Annotated in this window: 18 protein-coding genes; 8 read left to right on the plus strand and 10 right to left on the minus strand. The window is 64.2% G+C overall.

Annotation, left to right across the window (positions count from 1 at the left end; translation table 11 throughout):
* Nucleotides 1-6 precede the first annotated feature (6 nt).
* The 3 genes from IPP90_09450 to IPP90_09460 form a co-directional block, all read right to left on the minus strand.
* Nucleotides 7-936 (minus strand): hypothetical protein, encoded by a 930-nt coding sequence (locus tag IPP90_09450; GenBank protein MBL0170941.1) that lies wholly within the window; start codon nucleotides 934-936, stop codon nucleotides 7-9.
* Nucleotides 937-1,227: 291 nt separating this feature from the next.
* Nucleotides 1,228-1,788 carry a DinB family protein gene (locus IPP90_09455; protein ID MBL0170942.1) on the minus strand — a complete coding sequence of 187 codons (561 nt, stop codon included), beginning with the start codon at nucleotides 1,786-1,788 and terminating at the stop codon, nucleotides 1,228-1,230.
* 48 nt (nucleotides 1,789-1,836) lie between these two features.
* A complete protein-coding gene (locus IPP90_09460; GenBank protein MBL0170943.1) occupies nucleotides 1,837-2,994 on the minus strand; it encodes a DUF2911 domain-containing protein in 1,158 nt (385 codons plus the stop codon).
* 104 nt (nucleotides 2,995-3,098) lie between these two features.
* Here IPP90_09460 and IPP90_09465 point away from each other — a divergent pair, with 104 nt between their 5' ends.
* Complete coding sequence (locus tag IPP90_09465; GenBank protein MBL0170944.1) at nucleotides 3,099-3,659, plus strand: RNA polymerase sigma factor; 561 nt, start codon at nucleotides 3,099-3,101, stop codon at nucleotides 3,657-3,659.
* A gap of 7 nt (nucleotides 3,660-3,666) precedes the next feature.
* The gene (locus IPP90_09470) at nucleotides 3,667-4,296 is read left to right on the plus strand and encodes a hypothetical protein (protein ID MBL0170945.1); all 630 of its coding nucleotides are present in this window, start codon (nucleotides 3,667-3,669) and stop codon (nucleotides 4,294-4,296) included.
* Here the strand turns inward: IPP90_09470 and IPP90_09475 are convergent.
* A complete protein-coding gene (locus IPP90_09475) occupies nucleotides 4,250-6,013 on the minus strand; it encodes an AMP-binding protein (protein MBL0170946.1) in 1,764 nt (587 codons plus the stop codon). The genes IPP90_09470 and IPP90_09475 overlap by 47 nt on opposite strands.
* Nucleotides 6,014-6,140: 127 nt before the next feature.
* Nucleotides 6,141-6,320, minus strand: coding sequence for a hypothetical protein (locus tag IPP90_09480; GenBank protein ID MBL0170947.1), 180 nt, complete (start codon nucleotides 6,318-6,320; stop codon nucleotides 6,141-6,143).
* A 10-nt stretch (nucleotides 6,321-6,330) separates the two neighbouring features.
* Between IPP90_09480 and IPP90_09485 the strand changes: the two genes are divergently transcribed.
* On the plus strand, nucleotides 6,331-6,969 hold the full coding sequence (locus tag IPP90_09485; GenBank protein MBL0170948.1) for an L-2-amino-thiazoline-4-carboxylic acid hydrolase: 639 nt from the start codon (nucleotides 6,331-6,333) through the stop codon (nucleotides 6,967-6,969).
* 163 nt (nucleotides 6,970-7,132) lie between these two features.
* Nucleotides 7,133-9,673: a PAS domain S-box protein gene (locus IPP90_09490; GenBank protein MBL0170949.1), complete on the plus strand. Its 2,541-nt coding sequence runs from the start codon at nucleotides 7,133-7,135 to the stop codon at nucleotides 9,671-9,673.
* Between the two features lie 41 nt (nucleotides 9,674-9,714).
* Here the strand turns inward: IPP90_09490 and IPP90_09495 are convergent, their stop codons facing one another.
* Nucleotides 9,715-9,918: a dodecin domain-containing protein gene (locus tag IPP90_09495; protein ID MBL0170950.1), complete on the minus strand. Its 204-nt coding sequence runs from the start codon at nucleotides 9,916-9,918 to the stop codon at nucleotides 9,715-9,717.
* 261 nt (nucleotides 9,919-10,179) lie between these two features.
* Here IPP90_09495 and IPP90_09500 point away from each other — a divergent pair, with 261 nt between their 5' ends.
* Nucleotides 10,180-12,501 carry a DUF2723 domain-containing protein gene (locus IPP90_09500; GenBank protein MBL0170951.1) on the plus strand — a complete coding sequence of 774 codons (2,322 nt, stop codon included), beginning with the start codon at nucleotides 10,180-10,182 and terminating at the stop codon, nucleotides 12,499-12,501.
* Between the two features lie 95 nt (nucleotides 12,502-12,596).
* Here IPP90_09500 and IPP90_09505 read toward each other — a convergent pair whose 3' ends face one another.
* The 3 genes from IPP90_09505 to IPP90_09515 are packed head-to-tail and all read right to left on the minus strand — an operon-like array spanning nucleotide 12,597 to nucleotide 14,558.
* Nucleotides 12,597-12,938 carry an arsenate reductase gene (locus IPP90_09505; GenBank protein ID MBL0170952.1) on the minus strand — a complete coding sequence of 114 codons (342 nt, stop codon included), beginning with the start codon at nucleotides 12,936-12,938 and terminating at the stop codon, nucleotides 12,597-12,599.
* Between the two features lie 5 nt (nucleotides 12,939-12,943).
* Nucleotides 12,944-14,191 (minus strand): dicarboxylate/amino acid:cation symporter, encoded by a 1,248-nt coding sequence (locus IPP90_09510; protein ID MBL0170953.1) that lies wholly within the window; start codon nucleotides 14,189-14,191, stop codon nucleotides 12,944-12,946.
* A gap of 31 nt (nucleotides 14,192-14,222) precedes the next feature.
* Nucleotides 14,223-14,558, minus strand: coding sequence for a hypothetical protein (locus IPP90_09515; protein ID MBL0170954.1), 336 nt, complete (start codon nucleotides 14,556-14,558; stop codon nucleotides 14,223-14,225).
* Between the two features lie 166 nt (nucleotides 14,559-14,724).
* Between IPP90_09515 and IPP90_09520 the strand changes: the two genes are divergently transcribed.
* Both IPP90_09520 and IPP90_09525 read left to right on the plus strand, forming a co-directional pair.
* Entirely contained in the window at nucleotides 14,725-15,723 is a 999-nt protein-coding gene (locus tag IPP90_09520) for an alpha/beta fold hydrolase (protein ID MBL0170955.1), read from the plus strand.
* A gap of 97 nt (nucleotides 15,724-15,820) precedes the next feature.
* Nucleotides 15,821-16,105: a hypothetical protein gene (locus IPP90_09525; protein MBL0170956.1), complete on the plus strand. Its 285-nt coding sequence runs from the start codon at nucleotides 15,821-15,823 to the stop codon at nucleotides 16,103-16,105.
* Between the two features lie 7 nt (nucleotides 16,106-16,112).
* Here the strand turns inward: IPP90_09525 and IPP90_09530 are convergent, their stop codons facing one another.
* Nucleotides 16,113-16,406 (minus strand): hypothetical protein, encoded by a 294-nt coding sequence (locus IPP90_09530; GenBank protein MBL0170957.1) that lies wholly within the window; start codon nucleotides 16,404-16,406, stop codon nucleotides 16,113-16,115.
* 52 nt (nucleotides 16,407-16,458) lie between these two features.
* Between IPP90_09530 and mnmG the strand changes: the two genes are divergently transcribed.
* Nucleotides 16,459-18,441 (plus strand): tRNA uridine-5-carboxymethylaminomethyl(34) synthesis enzyme MnmG, encoded by a 1,983-nt coding sequence (mnmG, locus tag IPP90_09535; protein ID MBL0170958.1) that lies wholly within the window; start codon nucleotides 16,459-16,461, stop codon nucleotides 18,439-18,441.
* The last annotated feature ends 8 nt before the right edge of the window (nucleotides 18,442-18,449 follow it).

An 18,449-nucleotide genomic window follows, 5' to 3' on the forward strand; every position in this document is an offset into this window, starting at 1 on the left:
CCGTGCCTAGTAGAACCAGGTCGCGCCCATCACCACCACCACCGCCACATGAATCGTGACAGCCAGCAGCGCGGTCAGCGCGAAGGGCATGTGGGCGATGTGCCAGAATCGGAACACGCGCTGCGTGGCCTCCAACATGCGCGACTGATCGACCAGCGCAATCTCCCGCGAGGCCAGCTTGGCGACACGCTTGATGGCCTTCCGATCAACCCCGGGACGCGATGCCCACTCGTTCGAAAGCGTCCGCACGCGATTGAAGCGACGCACGTCGTCCAGCAGCAGACGCTCGAGCACGCCCATGACCGTCGTCGCGGGTGCCCGTTCTTCCGGCGTGATGGCCCGCATAACGACATCCACCGGCTCACCCAGCGCGGCGGCAATGGCCTGCAGCAGCGAGTCCCGTTCGCCGGTCACTTCTTCGCGCGTCAACTCGACACCACTGCGCGCGCGCGGAATGCGCACGTACAGGTAGCGTCCCACCACGCCACTGGCACACACCACCAGCATGGCAATGAAGCCCAGCCCGATCACACCATCGGCACGCCAGGCCGCATGAATAGTCAGCAACAGCGGCAGGCCGAGCGCCATCGTGACGTGTACATCAAGCCAGCGACCAATCGCTCCGGTAAACGCCAGCGCGCGATACTTCTTGCGCAACGGATACAACCAGAGAAAGACGAAGATCAGGAACGCGAGAATGCCGGCGGTTTGCCCGACCGCTCCCGAGGGCTTGAGGAACGCGTGAAACGGATGGCGAGGACGGGCGGTGCTCGGCGCGAGGTAGTACGAGGCGCCGGCGAGATTCACCATCGTCAGCACCGACAGCAGCAGCGTGACGGGTACTCCATCCCAGCGACCGGCGCGCGCCGTGGCCCGCCGTTCGGCGGGGACCTTTCGTGCTGCCGTCGTCGACAGCGTGTGGCTGGGAGCCGTCATCGTCTATACCTGACCTGCCAATCGTCGTGCGCTCTCGCACCGTCCGGATCGGCGGCCGCCGATCCCGTCTGCACCCGCGTCCTCGGTACACCGAACTTATACGGTATTGCCCGCATCGTATGTAATACGAATCACGGGTTTCGTTCGGGATACTGTATTCCCATGCGGTAGTGACGGGTGGCCTCGGGGGATGGTCACGGGGCTGTGATCCGGCGCACACATCTCGCATCAAAAGGTGCGATGCCGGGCCCGGGCCGTGACGATGGCGTCCCGGGGCGACTGCGGCGCGATTCAGCGCCGACTGGACGGCGGCACCAGTCCCTTCATGCGCATGTAGGTGACGATGTTGCCATAATGCTCGCCGTCGTGCATCACGTTGAGCGCCAACGCACCAAAACGTGTGGAATTGTCGCCGAACAGCTGAATGGGCGCGCCGCCACTCGTGGCCGGAATCGCATAGGCCCTGGCACAGTAGGCGGTCGATTCCTTGAGCGCTTTCACCAGGGCGGCCTTGGTTTTCGCCGCCTTCTCCACGGCGTCTTCGGGCGGTTGCGGGTCACCCAGCACGGCGGCACAGATCAGGTTCTGCGTGCCCGCCACGTGGCCAAAGAGTTCGCCAAACGTGCGCACCGTGGCCACCGGCCGATACGCGTAGTCGGCCTCGGACAGTTCCTCGGCCGCTGTGGTGATGTAGGCGATGGTCTGCTTCCAGTTGTCGCGCATGGCGGTGACACTGGCGTTCGGATCAGCCGGTTTTGTGGTCGCTGGCTGCTGCGCGGATCCGATGACGGGAAACATCAGCGCGACACCGACTGTCAGTGCCTTCAACCGCGATTGGCCAGCGATGGTCATCAGCAATGCCTCTGGTGGGTGAATGTGTGGATACGGTCGGGCGATGACCTATCGTGCGACCGTCACGGAAAATGGCACCGACATCTGGGTTGGCCTCCACGACATCTCGATCGCGCCGCGATTGGCACCGATCGCACGCACCACAATCGTGAACTCCTCCACATGATTGGGCACAGGAGACATGGCCATCGGCACACGACCCAGATCCTGCGAGGCATCGTACTGCGTGCCCCACTGGCCCGTTTGCTTGTTGACGATCAGGAAGGTGCCCGATCTGGTATGCTGGACCCACAGCGTGTACATGCCGGGCGGGACGGTGATTTCTCCGGACGCGGGCGCCCCCAGCACCAACACGCGCGTGGTGAACAGATGCGTCGCATCGTTGGCCCCGGCGCGCCACACGGAATCGAACGGCACCAGCATCCCGCCCCACACCGTGCGCTCGCGCACCAGCGGACGACCATAGTCGATCACCACCATGCCGCCGGGCCCGAATGCGGCACGCGCATCTTCCCGCACGGACAGGACGCCGGTCGGCTTCATCGCCTTCGCAATCGCGGCGAGATCCAGACCGCCGTTGCCGCGCGTGGCCATGGCCTTGTTGGTCGTGAGCGATCCGTCCAGCGACATCAAGCGATTGTTGGCATCGAATCGCAGCGCCATCGCGTACGGGCCGCCGCGCAACCGCACGGTGTCACCACCGGTCAACGCAAAACCCGTGAAGCCCATATTGCCGGCTGCGCCGAGCGCGGGAATGGAATCCACGGCGCCGCCGGCCTTCCTGATGCCCGCCAGCAGTTCGGTCGGTCCAAACACAAACACCGGGAAATTGATCAGCGCCTGCTTGGCCGCGAACGCGCGACGCTGGGTGCTGTCGGCAAACACCACCTCGCGCACGACGGAGTCGGCACGCACGGTGAATCGCGTTTCGGTGGGCGTGTTGGGTGCGAGCGATCCATCAGCCTGCAGTCGCTTGATGCTCGCGCCCGTGGGTCGGCCGTCCTTGCCCAGCATCAGGCTGTATTGGACGCGCACCACCGCGGCGCCCGATCGCTGTACCATTTCGCCGGTCAACGAGGTCGGGGTGCGCGTGTATTGCTCGATGGCGAGGGTGTCCTTGCCCAGCCGGTACACCAGTGAGGCCTGCTGCGCGGCAACACTGGAGGCGCTGACGGCAAGCGCGAGGACTGACAGTGCGAGACGCATCGAAATGGGGTTGGAGGGAACACGTACGGCGCGCGCACGATAAGATGAGACATCACAATTGCGCGGGCAATGTGACCAACCCTCTGCCACCTGGGTTACTGGGCATGCCTTTGCCGGAAACCGCCGCCAATACGCCCTCAGACGCCCAGATCGTCCGCGCGGTTCGCTTGGGCGACGTGGACGCCTTTGCCCGTCTGGTGGACCGGCACCATGCCCGCTGTCTTCGAGTCGCGACCCATCTTCTGGGTGACGCCGACGACGCCGACGATGCCGTGCAGGATGCCTTCGTCCGCGCCTATCGGCACCTTGGCAGTTACCGGGAGCAGGACCGCTTCGGTGCGTGGTTCCTTCGTATCGTGGTGAATCAATGTCGCTCACGCGCGACGCGCGACGCGCGGTACACGCCGTTCGATGCCGAACGACATGAGGGCGAGATTGCGACGAACGCCGAACCGGATGTGGGAGAGCGCCGGGCTGAACTCGCCCACGCGCTCGCGCAACTTGGCCCGGCTCAGCGCGAAGCGCTGGTCCTTCGCTTCGCCGAGGAACTGAGCTACGAAGAAATCTCCATCCTCACCGGGGTTGGGATATCGGCCCTCAAAATGCGGGTCCAGCGCGCCTGCATCCGGATGCGCACGTTGCTCGCCGAGCACCTTCACCGATGAACCCCACATGAGCGCCACCCGCGATCCGTTTGAATCCGCGCTCCCCGACTGGGTGGGCGAAACGCTGCGAGAGCCGGTCGAGAGTCACCCCCGTTCCCGGGCGCGCATCATGGAGGCCGTACGCGCGCTGCCCGCTCCGCGTCGGCGTTCGGCACCGATGCGTCCGTCTCGCTGGCTACGACGCGGACTGCTCTCGCCGATCAGTGGGGCGATCACCAGCGCCGTGCTGGCGCTGAGCCTGCTGCTTCGCGCGGACGGCGGCGCCAGCGCTCTGTCCGATATCGTGACCGTCACCCGCGTCCTCGGCGACACGGTGGTTCCCGTGCACACGTTGCCCTCGGCCAGCGGCACAATCCGCTGGCTGGACACGTTGCGCATCGTGGAATTCGTCATTCGCGGATCGTCGGTGCACGCCGTCGCGATATTGGGGGATTTCAACAAATGGCAGCGAAACGCCACACCGCTCAGCGCTGGCGCGCCGCATGAGTGGCGGGCGCGGGTGCTCGTGCCACGTGATGCCCTCGACGTGGCCTATCTGGTGAACGACCGACACCTCATTCCCGCCACGCTGCGCCCGACGCGCCAGCGCGTCACTCCTGATACATCGCTTCGATCAGGTCCGCGTATCGCTGGTTGATGACTTTGCGACGCACCTTCATGGTCGGCGTGAGTTCACCCCCGTCGACCGTGAACTCGTTCGGCACGATGGTGAATCGCTTGATGGTCTGCACTCGCGCCAACCCGCGGTTGACGTCGTCCACCCGACGCTGCATCCACGCCGTGTAGGCGGAGCAGGTGGCGGCTGCCACCACGTCCCGCGCGTCACTCCCGGCTTCGACGGCCGTGGTCGCGATCTTTTCAGGATCAAGCGTCAGGAGTGCCACGAGATACTTGCGGCGATCACCAATCACCACCGCCTGGCTCACGACCGGTACGCTCTTCAGGTGCGCTTCGATCATCTGTGGCGCGACGTTTTCGCCACCGGCCGTGATCAGCAAGTCTTTCTTGCGATCGGTGATGGTGAGGTACCCATCGGCGTCGAGCGATCCCACGTCACCGGATTTGAGCCAGCCGTCGGCATCCACCATTTCGGCTGACGCGTCCGGGTTCTTGAAGTACCCTTTGAACACGTGGCGGCCCCGCATGCAGATCTCACCGTCTTCGGCAATCCTGAGTTCGCTGCCGGTCATGGCGATGCCGACGGTGCCCATGCGCGAGCGCCCGGGTGTCGAGATGGTGGTTGGACCGCTGCATTCGCTCATGCCGTACACCTCGCCAATCGGAATCCCCACGCTTCGGAAATACTCCAGCGTGCTGCGGGCAATCGGCGCCGCGGTACTGAAGAACGCACGGGTGCGGTCGAATCCCAGTCGACGGCGAACCTTGGAGAACAGCAGCGCGTTGGCCAGCGGAAAAAGCCACGGCCGGGGACGTCCCGCTTCGTCCGCGGCACCCGTGGAGAGGCCGATGCGACGCGCCCACGCGCCGATGCGGCGCTGCAGTGGTGGCAACGCTGCGCCCGCGGTGGTCATGCGTTCCTCGATCTTCTCCCACACGCGCGGCACGGCGAAGAAGAGCGTGGGCCGCACCTCGCGCAGGTTGTCTCCGAGTCGGTCCATGCTCTCAGCGAACCACGTGCTGGCACCAGCCGTCATCAACGCATAAAACGCTTCCTGCTCGGCGATATGCGAGTAGGGCAGGTAACTCAGCGTGCAATCGGTGCTGTCCATGTTCACCGATTGTCCCATGGTCCACGCGGTCCACGTGATGTTGTCATGCGTGCACATAACGGCCTTGGGATTGCCCGTGGTGCCGGAGGTATAGATCAGCGTGCAGACGTGGTCCGGTCGTTGGGCGGCGATGCGCGCGTCGAGATCGGCTTGGGACGTACGTGGGGCCAGCGCCAGCATCGCGTCCCACGAGAATACATCCCGCTCCGCGCTGGTACCGGTCATCAGCACGATGGCCTTGAGCCGCGGAAGTGTCCGTCGCACCGAGAGGACCTTCGCCAACTGCGCGGCATCCTCCACTACCGCGATCGTGCATTCCGCATGATCGATGATGTACTGGCACTGCTCGGCACTGTTGGTCGCGTAGATGCCGACCGGGATGCCACCGGCGAGAATGGCTCCGAGATCGGACAACAGCCATTCAGCGCGATTGGCACTCAGGATGGACACGCCATCGCCGGGCTGGAGACCCAGCTGTAGGAAGCCAGCCGCCACGCGACGCGTGAGGGTGTGCGCTTCACGCCACGTGATGGTGTGCCACCGTCCACCATGTTTCGAGTGCATGGCAGGACGGTCACCATGCCGCGCCACCGTCGCGGCGAGCGTATCGGATATCAGGGCCACCAGGTGCGTCCTCCCTATCTGTTCCGGGGGCGAGGCGGAGCATGGAACGGCGGGCGAGCGGTCGCGGTCTTAAACGTCCAGCGCCACGGTGCCAGACGCAACCAGCCCACGCCGATATGCCGTCGGCTCAGGCGTCATCCGGGACGCGATTGGCGCCGAGCCGCGTCGTGGTCTTGGCTTCCTTCTTCATCGTAGCACCGTGATCGCGGTGTGCCGTGTGCTTCTTACCTCCGCCTCGCACCTTGCCCTTGCCGGCCACACGAACATTGGAGCGTTTGCGCCCCTGTCCTCCCTTTCCGCCTTTCATCCACGCCTCCATGGTACGGATTGTGCTGCTGGTGCCAGCGCGTCGCCGCGAGGCCACGCACCATGTCACCAGACATACTAGTCGGGAAGGCCGACTTGATTTCCTCCTCCTCCTCCTCCTCCTCCCCAAAAAGCGCTCGGGCTCCGTGTCACCAGAACCCTCGGACCGTGTGGATGTACCGTCGGTGAACCAGATCGGGATTCTGGCGCGCCGCCGGATCGAGGCCGAAATGATCAAACCCATTTACGACGTTCTCGTCCGGGAATTCGGGCAGGAACGCGCCGCCGACATCATCGGTGAAGCGGTCGCGGATGCCGCCAGGGCGACTGCCCGGGCAATGGCCTCGCAGGAGCCTTCGGGCGCAACGCTGAGTTCATTTGTCGCCCTTCAGCCGCTCTGGACGAAGGATCGAGCGCTTGAGGTCGACATCCTTGTTGAGGATGAGGATCGCTACCACTACAACGTGACGCGCTGCCGGTACGCGGAACTGTATCGGGAGATGGGCCTTGGGGCGATTGGCCATCTGCTCTCGTGCAATCGTGATCGGGTCTTCATCGAAGGGTACGCGCCGTCCGTGCATCTGACGCGCACCCAGACCATCATGGGCGGCGCCTCGCACTGCGACTTTCGCTACGACCGTGCACCGTGAAGTGCGCGTCAGGCGCCGCGATCGTGACAGCGGTCGCGACCGGCACGGGTGTCGGTCACGAGAAAACCGAAGGCCCACTTGCGGGAGCGCCCGTCCGAGTGGACTGTAACCCGCCACCCCTTACCCCCACGGGCCCCGACGACGGCGCCTGAGGATCAGCTCTATGAGTGACGTCTCATGTCGTGTCTTCACGTATTTCCACGCCGCCGAAAAAGCCGGGTGGATCGATATCGACACACTATTGGACGGCTTCCCGCTGTCGCGCGCGTATCTCGAAAACCCCAGCAACCGCGTCGCGTGGAATCTCTGGCGTCAACTCTGCGAACGCTCGGCCCGGCAATTGGGCAGCACGGAACGCATCCGGGATTCGGGAGGCTTCGCGGTCAATCCGACGATTGCGGGGTTCTTTGGTCCGGCGATGACACTGTTTTCCTCGCCCAAAGACATCTATCGCATCGCTTTCCGCTGGCTCTGCCCGTCCATCTATCGCTCGCATCGTTTCATATACGGAGAACTGCCGGACGGCCGAATCGAGCTCCGCATTGAATTGCGCGAGGGACATGAGGGATGTCTGTCGTTCATGCTGATGTTCGAAGGTGGCATTCGCGCGGCGCCTCGTTTTGTGAAGTTGCCCGACGCGATCGTGCAGACCACAAGCATGACCGATCGCCGGTCGGTATTCGTCGTGACGCCGCCGGCCAATCGCTCGCTGACATCACGCATCAGCCGTTTGCTGCGGGCTTCCACCACCTCGTCGGAGATTGAGGCGGAGCTGACGTTTCAGCAACAGCAGTTGCTCGCCACCCACGAGTCCCTGCGCACCAGCGAGCGTTCCTTTCGCTCCGTCCTGGATGCGTTGCCCGTCCTCATCGCCATCCAGCGAAACGGCCGAATCGTATACGCCAATCCGGCGTTGGCGCGCAGCCTGGGAGTCTCGTCGGGCGAGCTGATCGGCCAGTCGCTCGACGCGTTGGTGGTTGACGACGATCGGGCGCGCTTTCGGGCGATGGTGCTTGACGACCCGCGCGACCTGGGGCGTCTTGAGGAGTTGCGCATGCGGTTCAACGGTGGCGTGGAGTTGCACGCGGCAGCGCTGGGTGTGCGCGATGTGATGTTCGAGGGAGAAGCGGCGAACGGGCTGCTGGCGCTGGATCTGACCGAGCGGCAGCAGATCGAGGCGAAGCTCCGTGACAGCGAAGACACCATGGCCGCGCTGGTCGCCACGCTTCCCGATCTCATCGTGCGCATCAGCGCACAGGGCGTGCTGCTCGACTCGCAAGGTGGCACGATCATGCGGCGGGCCGGCACGCTCCAGCATGTGCGTGGTCGACAGGTGCGGGAGCTGATCGGCCGGTTGCCCGGCGTCACCGAGGAACTGGTCACGCGCGGATTGGAGACCGTACGCGAGTCGATTGCCGATCGCGAGGTGCGCCAGTTGGAAACGGAGGTGACGTACGACGACGGGTCACATCGGACGTTCGAGCTGCGCTTTGTGCCGATTGCCGCTCGGAGCGAAGTGCTGGTCATCGTGCGTGACGTCACCCGCCGCCGGGCGGAAGAACGTCAACTGGCCATCTCCGATCGGCTGATTTCACTTGGTACCCTGGCCGCCGGTGTGGCCCACGAGATCAACAACCCGTTGACCTACGTGATGGGCAGCCTGAGCGACCTCACGCACAGCCTGGAGCGCCTGCGTGGCGGCGCGTCAGCCGTCGACATCGCGTCCCTGCAGCCGGCACTCGATCAGGCGCGCGAAGGGGTCGCCCGCGTCGCGGCCATCGTTCGGTCACTGGGCGCGATTTCACGCGTCGATGCGCGCCATATCGAACCCATGGATGTCCACGAGGTGCTCGAGCAGGCCATCGCCATCACGGCGCACGAATTGCGGCGCAGTGCGCGCCTCGTGCGCGGGTACAGCGCCGCACACACGGTCATGGCCGATCGTGTGCAGCTGGTCCAGGTGATGGTGAATCTGCTCGCCAACGCCGCGCAGGCGATTCCCGAGGGCAACTGCGACGCCAACGAAATTCGCGTGACGACCGGAGAAGCGGGAAGCGCCATCTGGATCGAGGTCCAGGATACCGGCGTCGGCATCGCACCGGGCGATGTGGAACGCGTCTTTGACCCCTTCTTCACGACCAAGTTGCAGGGTCACGGAACGGGCCTGGGGCTTGCCATCTCGCATCGCATCGTTGGCGATCTGGGCGGACGTCTCACGGTACGCAGCGCCATGCAGCGCGGGTCGACGTTCCGGGTGGAATTACCACGCGCCACGGTGCCCGCACGCGACGACGATCGCCGCGGAGCAGACCCGCTGGTGGCTCCGTCCTCAGCGCGCATCCTCATTGTCGATGACGAACCCGTACTGGCGGAGATGGCCCGGCGTGCGCTCGCGGGGTGGGATGCCGACGTGGTTCACTCCGGACGCGCGGCGCTCGCGATGCTGGCCGCGAACGCCGCGTACGATCTGGTCTTGTGTGACATCACCATGCCGGAGCTCACCGGTGTTGACGTCTATGAGCAATCCATCCAGCGACAGCCCGATCTCGCCGAGCGTTTCCTGTTCATGTGCGGCGGTGTGACCACCGATCGGGCCCAGCGATTCCTTGACGACGTCAAACCACAGGTCCTGTGGAAGCCGTTCGACACGGCGCAACTGAGAAGCTGGGTGGGCAATATGCTCGCTGGTTCGGTGGTGTCCTGAATGCGATCATGAACGCGCGAACCGCGTCATGACCTGAACGGTCAGTCGGACAGCACAAACGTGACCTTCATGTCGACGCGATACGAAGTGATCACCCCATCCTCGCATTCGACTTTTTGACTCGCCACCCATGCGCCCTTGACGTTGCGCAGCGTCTTGTGCGCCCGTGCGATACCCTTCTCGATCGCATCTTCAAACGACTTCTTCGAGGTGGAAGTGATTTCAGTGACTTTGGCGACTGACATTGAGAATCTCCGGCAGGATTGGTGATTGCATTGCTGCGAATGATCAACGGCAACTGAACATTCAGACACTCCGGGCGGGCGCGCAAGCGGACGCGGCCGACCGGAAGCGCCCCGACCCGCCAACCCGACTGTGACGCCGGACGAATAGTTCGAGTTACTGGGCGTGCCCGGTGCCGCGCCGGTTATTCTACAGCGTTCGTGGGCAGACCCTCCTTGGCCGCGTCGTGCTGAGGCTCCTGATCGCCTTGATCCCATCACGTCATGTCGCAGTTCTTCCGCATTCCCGGCGGTGTGTCGGCCGTCGGCGGTGTCGCCGCGCTGTGCCTCATCGCCGGCTACACCAGCCTCTGGATGGGCGGCACCACGGGGGCCGCCGGGCTACTCGTCCTTGGCTATCTGGTGTGCCTGCCGTTGGCGTTGATTGTATTCGCCAACACCGGCGCGGGAAGGCAAGTGCCGAACGATCCGGACGCACCGCCGTACGCCATTGCGGCGCTGGTGGGATTTGTCGTGTTCACGTTGTATGTCCTGACACTGGCGCCTTCGACGGCCATGTGGGACACCAGCGAATACATCGCGGCCGCGAAGACACTGGGTGTGCCCCATCCGCCGGGCAATCCGGTATTCGTGATGGTCGCGCACGCCTTTGCCGCGCTGCCAATCCCAGTCGGCTATGCCGCTCGCGTGAACCTGCTTGCCGCCACAACCAGTGCCATTTCGGCGGCGCTCTGGTTTCTGGTGGCCCATCGTTCACTGGCGGGATGGTCGCTATCCCGCACGCCGCGCGTCGTGATTGCGGTGGCCTGCGCGTGGATCGGCGCGACGGCCTTCACGGTGTGGAACCAGAGCGTCGTGAACGAAAAGGTGTACACGCTGGCCATGCTGGGGCTCGCCGCGTCGTCGTGGGCGGCGCTGCGATGGCACGATGCACCGGCGCAATCGCGACGGGCCGACGGGTTCCTGCTGCTGGTCGCCTATCTCTGTGGCCTGGGCTACGCCAATCATCCGGCCGGCTTTCTTCCGGTGCCGGCCTTCGCGCTGTTTGTGCTGTTGCGTCGACCCGCCACGGTCTTGCGATGGAAGCTCGTACTCGCGGCGGCGGCGGTGCTGTTTATCGGACTCACACCGTTCGCGTTTGTGCCCATTCGCGCCGCGCATTTTCCGGGCATCAACGAAGGCGAGGCGACGGCGTGCCTGAACGGGCCGCAGGTGGGATGCACCCTCAGTCGCGAGACCTACACGCGCGTATCAGGCATCATTCAGCGCGAGCAGTACGGTGGGCATGCGGTCGCGGAACGCCAGGCGCCGCTGGGCGCGCAAATCGGCATGTGGTGGCTGTACTTCAAGTGGCAGTGGATGCGCGACGCCTGGACGGAACATCCGGCCGCACAGTTTGTGCTGGCCGTGCTCTTCCTGGGTCTCGGTCTGCTGGGCGGCGGCGTGCACTACCGTCGCGACAAGGCGTCATTCGCCTATGTGGCCCCGCTGATCCTCACACTCACACCCCTGCTCATCGTCTATCTCAACTTCAAGTACGGTCACTCGCAGGCGCTCGAGTTGGGAGACAGCGTGCCACGCGAGGTGCGTGACCGCGACTATTTCTACTTGTGGAGCTTTGCCACCTGGGGGCTGTGGGCCGGCCTCGGGCTGGGTGCCGTGTGGCAGTGGATGGCGCAACGCGCGGGTCAGGCCGGCGCGCGCGCCTGGCAACTGGCGTCACCGGTGATGCTGTTGGCACTGATCCCGCTGGTCACCAACCTCCGCGACGCCTCACGCAAGGGACAGACGTTTACGGCGGATTGGGCGCGCGATCTCCTGCAATCGGTTGAACCCTATGGCATTCTCATCACCGCCGGCGACAACGATTCGTTTCCGGTGTGGTACGCGCAGCAAGTGGAGGGTGTCCGACGGGACGTGACCATTGCGCTCATTCCGTATCTCAATATGCCGTGGTATGCGCACCAGCTCATTCGCGAGCGCGTGTCGACGTACGACGGCACGGGGATCGCCTCATACGCGGCGCTGGCCGGTACGACGCCGACGGGACCCGTCATTGCGCTCACGCCGGCACAAGCCGACTCGCTGCCGCCATATGTGCAGCTCAGCCAGGCCGCGTCGTTTCAACAAGGTGGTATCCACGCCACCATTCCAGCCGGTTACATCACGCGCGACCAGTTGATGGTCCTGCAGTTCATCCGTGACGTGTTCCCGGCGCGCCCGATTCACTTCTCCATTGGTCCGTACGCGCAAGCGCTGGGACTGGGCGATTATGTGGTCACGCAGGGACTCACGCAGAAGCTGCTGGACAGCAAGGCCAGGGACAATCCAGCATATGTACGCTTTCCGGGTGGCTACATCGATGTCGCACGGACGCGCGAACTGTGGAACCGCTATCAAGCCCCCGGCGCGCTGCTGCGGCAGGGCCGCTGGCTTGACGATGCGTCGGTGAGCATTCCGGCGGCCTACATGCAAACGGCGCAGTTTCTGGCCTACGGCGTGGCAGCACGCGGTGACACCGTTAAAGCCGACTCGCTCATGCGCCAGATACAGGTGATGGCGAAAGCCGCCAGGTTGGGACAGTAACCGCGGTACCGCAACCGCCGTTGTCGGACTTCTACTGCGGTTGCTGGTACTTCCACTGCGGTGGCAGTACCTCCACTGCGGTTGAAGTACCGCAGTTAGAGCCACTCCTTCCAGGTGGCTTCGGCCAGACCAATCGTCAGCTTGTGCTGCATGCGCACCAACGGTTGCTGCAGGAGCAGGGGTTCGTCAGCCAGGATAGTGAGCCAACGCTCTTCGCCATAGAGCGCGGTGCGCAGTCCCAGATCGGCGAAACGCCGAGATTCCCGGTCGACGAGTTTCTCGACACCGAATTTCTGTGCGAATCGCTTCAGTTCACCGATGGACGCCGCCCGCTCGGCGAGGTCGACGAAATGCACTTTGACGCGCCGCTCGGCGAAGAAACGCTGGGCTTTGCGCGTGTCGGCATTCTTCTTCGTGCCAAAGATCTGCACCTGGATGTCGCTCATGCCATGGCCGCCTCAGCCTCGGCACGCTTGGCATCGTCGAACGCGCCTTCACTGCGTGAGACCACCAGCGTCGCCACGCCATTGCCGATGAGATTCGTGATCGCGCGGGCCTCGGACATGAAACGATCGACCCCCAGCAACAGGGCCACGCCTTCAACCGGCACGGTGTTCGTCGCGGCGAGCGTGCTGGCCAGCACGATGAACCCCGAACCGGTGACACCGGCCGCACCTTTCGACGTCAGCATCAGGATCCCCAGCAGCGTGAGTTGCTGCCCGATGCTCAGGTCCACGCGATACACCTGCGCAATGAAGATGGCGGCCATCGAAAGATAGATGCTGGTGCCGTCGAGATTGAACGAATATCCGGTGGGGATGACCAGACCGACGACGGGCTTGGCACAGCCATAGCGCTCCATCTTCTCCAGCATTCTCGGCAGCGCCGCCTCGGAGCTCGACGTGCCCAGTACCAACAGAATCTCCTCGCGGATGAACCGCAGGAACGGGAGAATCCGAAAACCGTAGAGACGGCAGATCGTGCCCAGAACCACGAAGATGAAGACCGCCATGGTGAGGTACACGTCAAGCATCAATCGACCCAGCGGCCAGAGCGTCTTGAGTCCGAAGGTGCCGACCGTGTACGCCATGGCCCCGAATGCGCCAACGGGCGCCACCTTCATGACGATGGCCACGATCTTGAAGAAGACGGCTTGAAAGCGGACCAGCAGATCGGCGACATCACGACCCGCCTCGCCGACCGCCGTGAGGGCCACGCCAAACAGGACTGAAAAGAAGACGACTGGCAGCAGGTCGCCCGACGCAAAAGCAGACACCACGTTGCTGGGCACGATGTGCAGCAGGAACTCGAGGGTGCTCTGCTGCGCGCCGGACGCCGTATACTTGGACACATCGCCCGTGGCGAGCGTCGTGACGTCCAACCCCGCGCCTGGCTTCGTGACATTGACGATCACGAGACCGATCGCCAGCGCGAGCGTGGATACCAGTTCGAAATACAGCAGCGCTTTCCCGCCGACGCGTCCCAACTTCCGCAGGTCGGCCATCGACGCGATGCCATGCACGATGGTGAGAAAGATGATCGGTGTGATCACCATCTTCACCAGATTCACGAACGTGTCGCCGATGGGCTTGAGCTTTTTCGCAACATCCGGTGCGATGACGCCGAGCATGACGCCCAAGGCGACGGCGACGAGGACCTGAAAGGTCAGATTGCGCGTCAGGCGCTTCATGACAGCGATGGTTGGAAGTGGTGAAGGACCGTCAGACGAGTTTCCGCAACGCCAGTAATCCCAATCGCATCATCAGGACGCCGCTCACCATGAGCCCGCTCACCGTCATGATGATGCCGGCAGGGATGCTGCAGAGCAGTACGCCCCACGCGGCCAGCAATGCCGCGGTGCCACCCAGCAGACCACTGCCAATCAGCACCAGCGGCAGCGAACCCAGGGAGTCACGCAGCCTCCACGGCGTGATGCCGCGGGCCTCCAGCAATGGACGCAGGGAGCCGTGTCCGACCATGCCGGCCACGAGCGCAGTCAGCAAGGCAGAACCGGACACGGAGATGGTGAGGTTGGCGGCGCTGACGCAATCGGGCACGGCAAACGAGCGATGAGTGAGGGCGCACAGCGCCTGAATGGACTGCTAGTTTCCGGAGAGTGAGTTGGGACGCGGGAACGATAGCCGTCGGGTGCCTCTTTCGTCGAATACCCGTACGTCTCCGGTCTCCCGTCTCCCGTCTCCCGTCTCCCGTCTCCCTTCTCCCGTGCCCCAAACGTACCAACCCGCCTGGTGGCTCCCCGATCCGCACAGTGCGACACTGTGGGGCCGGATCGGACGGCGTGAGCCGCCAATCGAGGGACGCGTCGAGCGTTGGGACACCCCAGACGGCGATTTTCTCGAACTCGTTCGAGTCGCCGGGCCGTCACCGGTTTCTCCGCGGCTGCTCTTGTTCCACGGGCTTGAGGGCGGTGCGCATTCACACTACGCGCGCGCCATGTTTCGCGAGGCGCAGGTTCGCGGCTGGGCCGCCGACCTGGTCCTGTTCCGCACGTGTGGTTCAGAACCGAACCGCTTGCCTCGAAGTTACCACTCGGGTGAGACGTCTGACGCCGGCTTTGTGATCGAACAACTGGTCACCGAGTATCCTGAGGCACCGTTGGGGCTCATGGGGGTCTCGCTTGGCGGCAACATGCTGTGCAAACTGCTTGGCGAAGTGGGCACGGTCCTTTCCGCCAACGTGCAGGGCGCGGTGGCGATGTCAGTGCCCTTCGATCTCGCGCGCGCCTCGCGTCACATCGGGCGGGGCTTCGGCACGGTGTATGAGCGGTTGTTTCTGCGCTCGCTCATACCCAAGGCGCTCGCCAAGATTGCCCGCCATCAGGAGCTCACGCCGCTGACATCCGTGCGTCGCGCACGAACGCTCTGGGAGTTCGATGATCACTTCACCGCGCCGCTGCACGGATTTCGCGACGCCGCCGACTACTACGCGCGCGCCAGTTCTCTCCCGTTTCTTTCGGGCATCCGCCGGCCGACGCTGCTGTTGAGCGCACGGGATGATCCCTTTCTGCCATCGGATGTCCTGGATCATGTGACGGCGATCGCCGGCGGTAACAAATCCCTCACAATCGACTTCCCTGAGCGAGGGGGTCACGTCGGGTTCACCTCGGGAAGGTTGCCGTGGAACCCGTGGTACTACGGTGAATGGCGCGCGGCGGAGTTCCTGAGTGCGCAATTCGCATCAGCGACGGCCGGCGTTGCCTGATCCATTGCCCGCCCGTGGTCGGGACGTCGTCCAGCCGTGATGTATTTTGTATGGTGGTCTTACGTCGACTCCTGACGCTCACCAACGCCCCGCAACGATGTCGAACACCGGATTGGCAGGCACATGGACCTGGACTGACGCCTGGATGTTCATCGGCGTGGTCCTGGTGATGCGGGTGGCCTTCTTCTGGATCGCCACCAAGGCCTTCGTGATGATGATTCCCGATGGCGATCAGTGCGTCATGTGCAATGGGGATACGTTGGCCATCGCCCGCGATGGATGGTGGCGCGTGTTGGGTCCGCGATTCCGCCGCAGCTGGTGCATCAGTTGCGGCTGGGAGGGCGTGCTTCGGCGATCCGAAGTTCCCAGCGTGTTTGCGTAGCGCAACGTCAGGCGGCCGCGCTCTCGGTGGCAAACAGCTTGAGCCAATCGGGCCAGTTGCCGCTCAACTCGAAGAAATCGTCAAAGTAGACCAGTCCGCGCGCTTCGAGCGTATCAATGAGGTCGGTGAGCGTGGCTTCACCCACAAGCGGTCCGATGAGAATCAGGTTCGCTTCCATGCGAAATTCGTCGGGTGTCAGCCCGAGGGCCTCATCGAAGGCCTGACGAGTCAGATCCGCGCGTTCAAATGCGGCCCGTCGGATGGCCAGGCTGGGGGCAGTGTTGCTTACGGAGAGGGGCATGGGCTTGATATAGCCTTCGCCCGTTCGCCTTGGTAGCGTTGTGGCACATCTTATGACCGTCCGCCTCGCCTCCCCGGATCTCACCGCCCTCGAATCCACCTTTGACGTCCTCGTCATCGGTGGCGGTCACGCCGGTACGGAAGCCGCCATGGCGGCGGCACGATCCGGCGCCAGCGTGGCACTCGTGACGGGCGCCCTCGAGCAGATTGGTCAACTGTCGTGCAATCCGGCCATTGGCGGAATCGCCAAGGGCACGGTGGTTCGCGAGGTAGATGCGCTGGGCGGCATCATCGCGCGCGCCACCGACCTGGCAACCGTGCAGTTTCGCATGCTCAACACGGGGAAAGGCCCGGCCGTCTGGGCGCCACGCGCGCAGTGCGATCGCGGACTGTATCGGCGCGCGGTGCGACAGTTGCTGGAAGCACAGCCGAACCTGACCACCATTCAAGGCATGGTCGGTCAGTTGCTGTTGGACACCAGCGGTACACGCGTCTTCGGTGTGGAGACGCTGGAAGGGCGGCGATTCGGGGCGCGAGCGGTGGTCCTCACCACGGGAACCTTCGGGCGCGGCCAGATGCACATCGGTACGGGCACGCGCGTCAGCGGCGGTCGTGCTGGCGAGGCATCCTCCACCCATTTGGGCGCACAGCTCGATGCCATCGGACTCACCACCGAGCGCTTCAAGACTGGCACGCCGCCACGTATCGACGGCCGATCGGTCGATGTGGCGGCTTTGCCGAGGCAGGAAAGCGATATCGAAGTGTGGGACTACTCCTGGTCGCATTTCTGGCGCACCCCGCGTCGCGCCGGAGACGTGACGCGTCATCCGGCACAACTTCCCTGTTACATCACGCATCTGGACGCACCGGGTACCGCGCTGATCGCGTCACACATCGCCGAGTCGGCCATGTACGGTGGCGCCATCTCGTCACGCGGACCACGCTATTGCCCGAGTGTCGAAGACAAGATCATTCGTTTTCCTGACGCGGAGCGCCATCAGCTGTTCCTCGAGCCGGAAGGGCACGACACGCACGAGATGTACGTGAACGGGTTGTCGACCTCACTGCCCGTGGGTGTGCAACTGGCGATCATGCGCACCGTGAAGGGCCTCGAGCGCGTGCGCATGACGCGCGCCGGCTACGCCGTCGAATACGACTACTATCCGCCCACGCAACTCGACGCCACACTGGCCTCGCGCGCTATCGCCGGACTGTGGTTCGCGGGGCAGGTGAATGGCACGACCGGATACGAAGAGGCTGCCGGACAAGGGGTGATCGCCGGTCTCAATGCTGCACGCTGGGTGCAGGAGCGCGAACCGATCATCCTTGGACGGGAAACGAGCTACATCGGCGTGCTGGTGGACGATCTCGTCACGCGGGGCGTTGATGAGCCGTATCGGTTGTTCACCTCGCGCAGCGAGTTCCGGCTTACCGTGCGTCAGGACAATGCGATTGCCCGACTGGCGGCAATTGCCATCGCGGCGGGTGTCTATTCTGACGGCGAACGCGCCATGGCCGAATCACGTATGGCCGGCGTGCGGGTGGCACTGCAGTTGGCCGATGCAACCAGTGTCACGCCGGAACACGCCGCGAGGTTGCTTGCCGCCGCTGACTCGGCGCCGCTGGCGCATGCCGTGCGCGCCTCGGAGTTGGCCAAACGCACCGGCGTGTCGCTGCACGCGGTGTTTCTGGCCACTGGCGTGGGCGGCGACCTGCCGCCCGATGCGGTGGTCGGCGCTGAACTCGAGATCAAGTACTCCGGCTACTTCGAGCGCGAACGGACCCGCGCCGCGCGCCTGCGCGCAATGGGCGCCATGCCCCTCGCACAGGACCTGGACTATCTCGCCATCCGAACGCTGTCGACGGAAGCGCGCCAGAAGCTGCATGCCATTCGGCCACGGTCGCTGGGTCAGGCGTCCCAGATTCCGGGGATCAGCCCGTCCGACCTGCAGAATCTGCTGATTGAGCTCGAGCGGCAACGCCGTCACGCCGGCGACCCGACTGTCACCAATTCGCCGGGTGAACGTCTTGCATAAGAGCACGC

The organism is Gemmatimonadaceae bacterium (genome assembly GCA_016720905.1).
Classification (GTDB): Bacteria; Gemmatimonadota; Gemmatimonadetes; order Gemmatimonadales; family Gemmatimonadaceae; genus Gemmatimonas.

Coding starts and splice junctions, on each gene's coding strand:
- IPP90_09490 (MBL0170949.1), top strand. CDS start 7,133: ATGAGTGACGTCTCATGTCGTGTCTTCACGTATTTCCACGCCGCCGAA.
- IPP90_09495 (MBL0170950.1), bottom strand. CDS start 9,918: ATGTCAGTCGCCAAAGTCACTGAAATCACTTCCACCTCGAAGAAGTCG.
- IPP90_09465 (MBL0170944.1), top strand. CDS start 3,099: ATGCCTTTGCCGGAAACCGCCGCCAATACGCCCTCAGACGCCCAGATC.
- IPP90_09510 (MBL0170953.1), bottom strand. CDS start 14,191: ATGAAGCGCCTGACGCGCAATCTGACCTTTCAGGTCCTCGTCGCCGTC.
- mnmG (MBL0170958.1), top strand. CDS start 16,459: ATGACCGTCCGCCTCGCCTCCCCGGATCTCACCGCCCTCGAATCCACC.
- IPP90_09500 (MBL0170951.1), top strand. CDS start 10,180: ATGTCGCAGTTCTTCCGCATTCCCGGCGGTGTGTCGGCCGTCGGCGGT.
- IPP90_09460 (MBL0170943.1), bottom strand. CDS start 2,994: ATGCGTCTCGCACTGTCAGTCCTCGCGCTTGCCGTCAGCGCCTCCAGT.
- IPP90_09480 (MBL0170947.1), bottom strand. CDS start 6,320: ATGAAAGGCGGAAAGGGAGGACAGGGGCGCAAACGCTCCAATGTTCGT.
- IPP90_09470 (MBL0170945.1), top strand. CDS start 3,667: ATGAGCGCCACCCGCGATCCGTTTGAATCCGCGCTCCCCGACTGGGTG.
- IPP90_09485 (MBL0170948.1), top strand. CDS start 6,331: ATGGTACGGATTGTGCTGCTGGTGCCAGCGCGTCGCCGCGAGGCCACG.
- IPP90_09525 (MBL0170956.1), top strand. CDS start 15,821: ATGTCGAACACCGGATTGGCAGGCACATGGACCTGGACTGACGCCTGG.
- IPP90_09450 (MBL0170941.1), bottom strand. CDS start 936: ATGACGGCTCCCAGCCACACGCTGTCGACGACGGCAGCACGAAAGGTC.
- IPP90_09530 (MBL0170957.1), bottom strand. CDS start 16,406: ATGCCCCTCTCCGTAAGCAACACTGCCCCCAGCCTGGCCATCCGACGG.
- IPP90_09455 (MBL0170942.1), bottom strand. CDS start 1,788: ATGACCATCGCTGGCCAATCGCGGTTGAAGGCACTGACAGTCGGTGTC.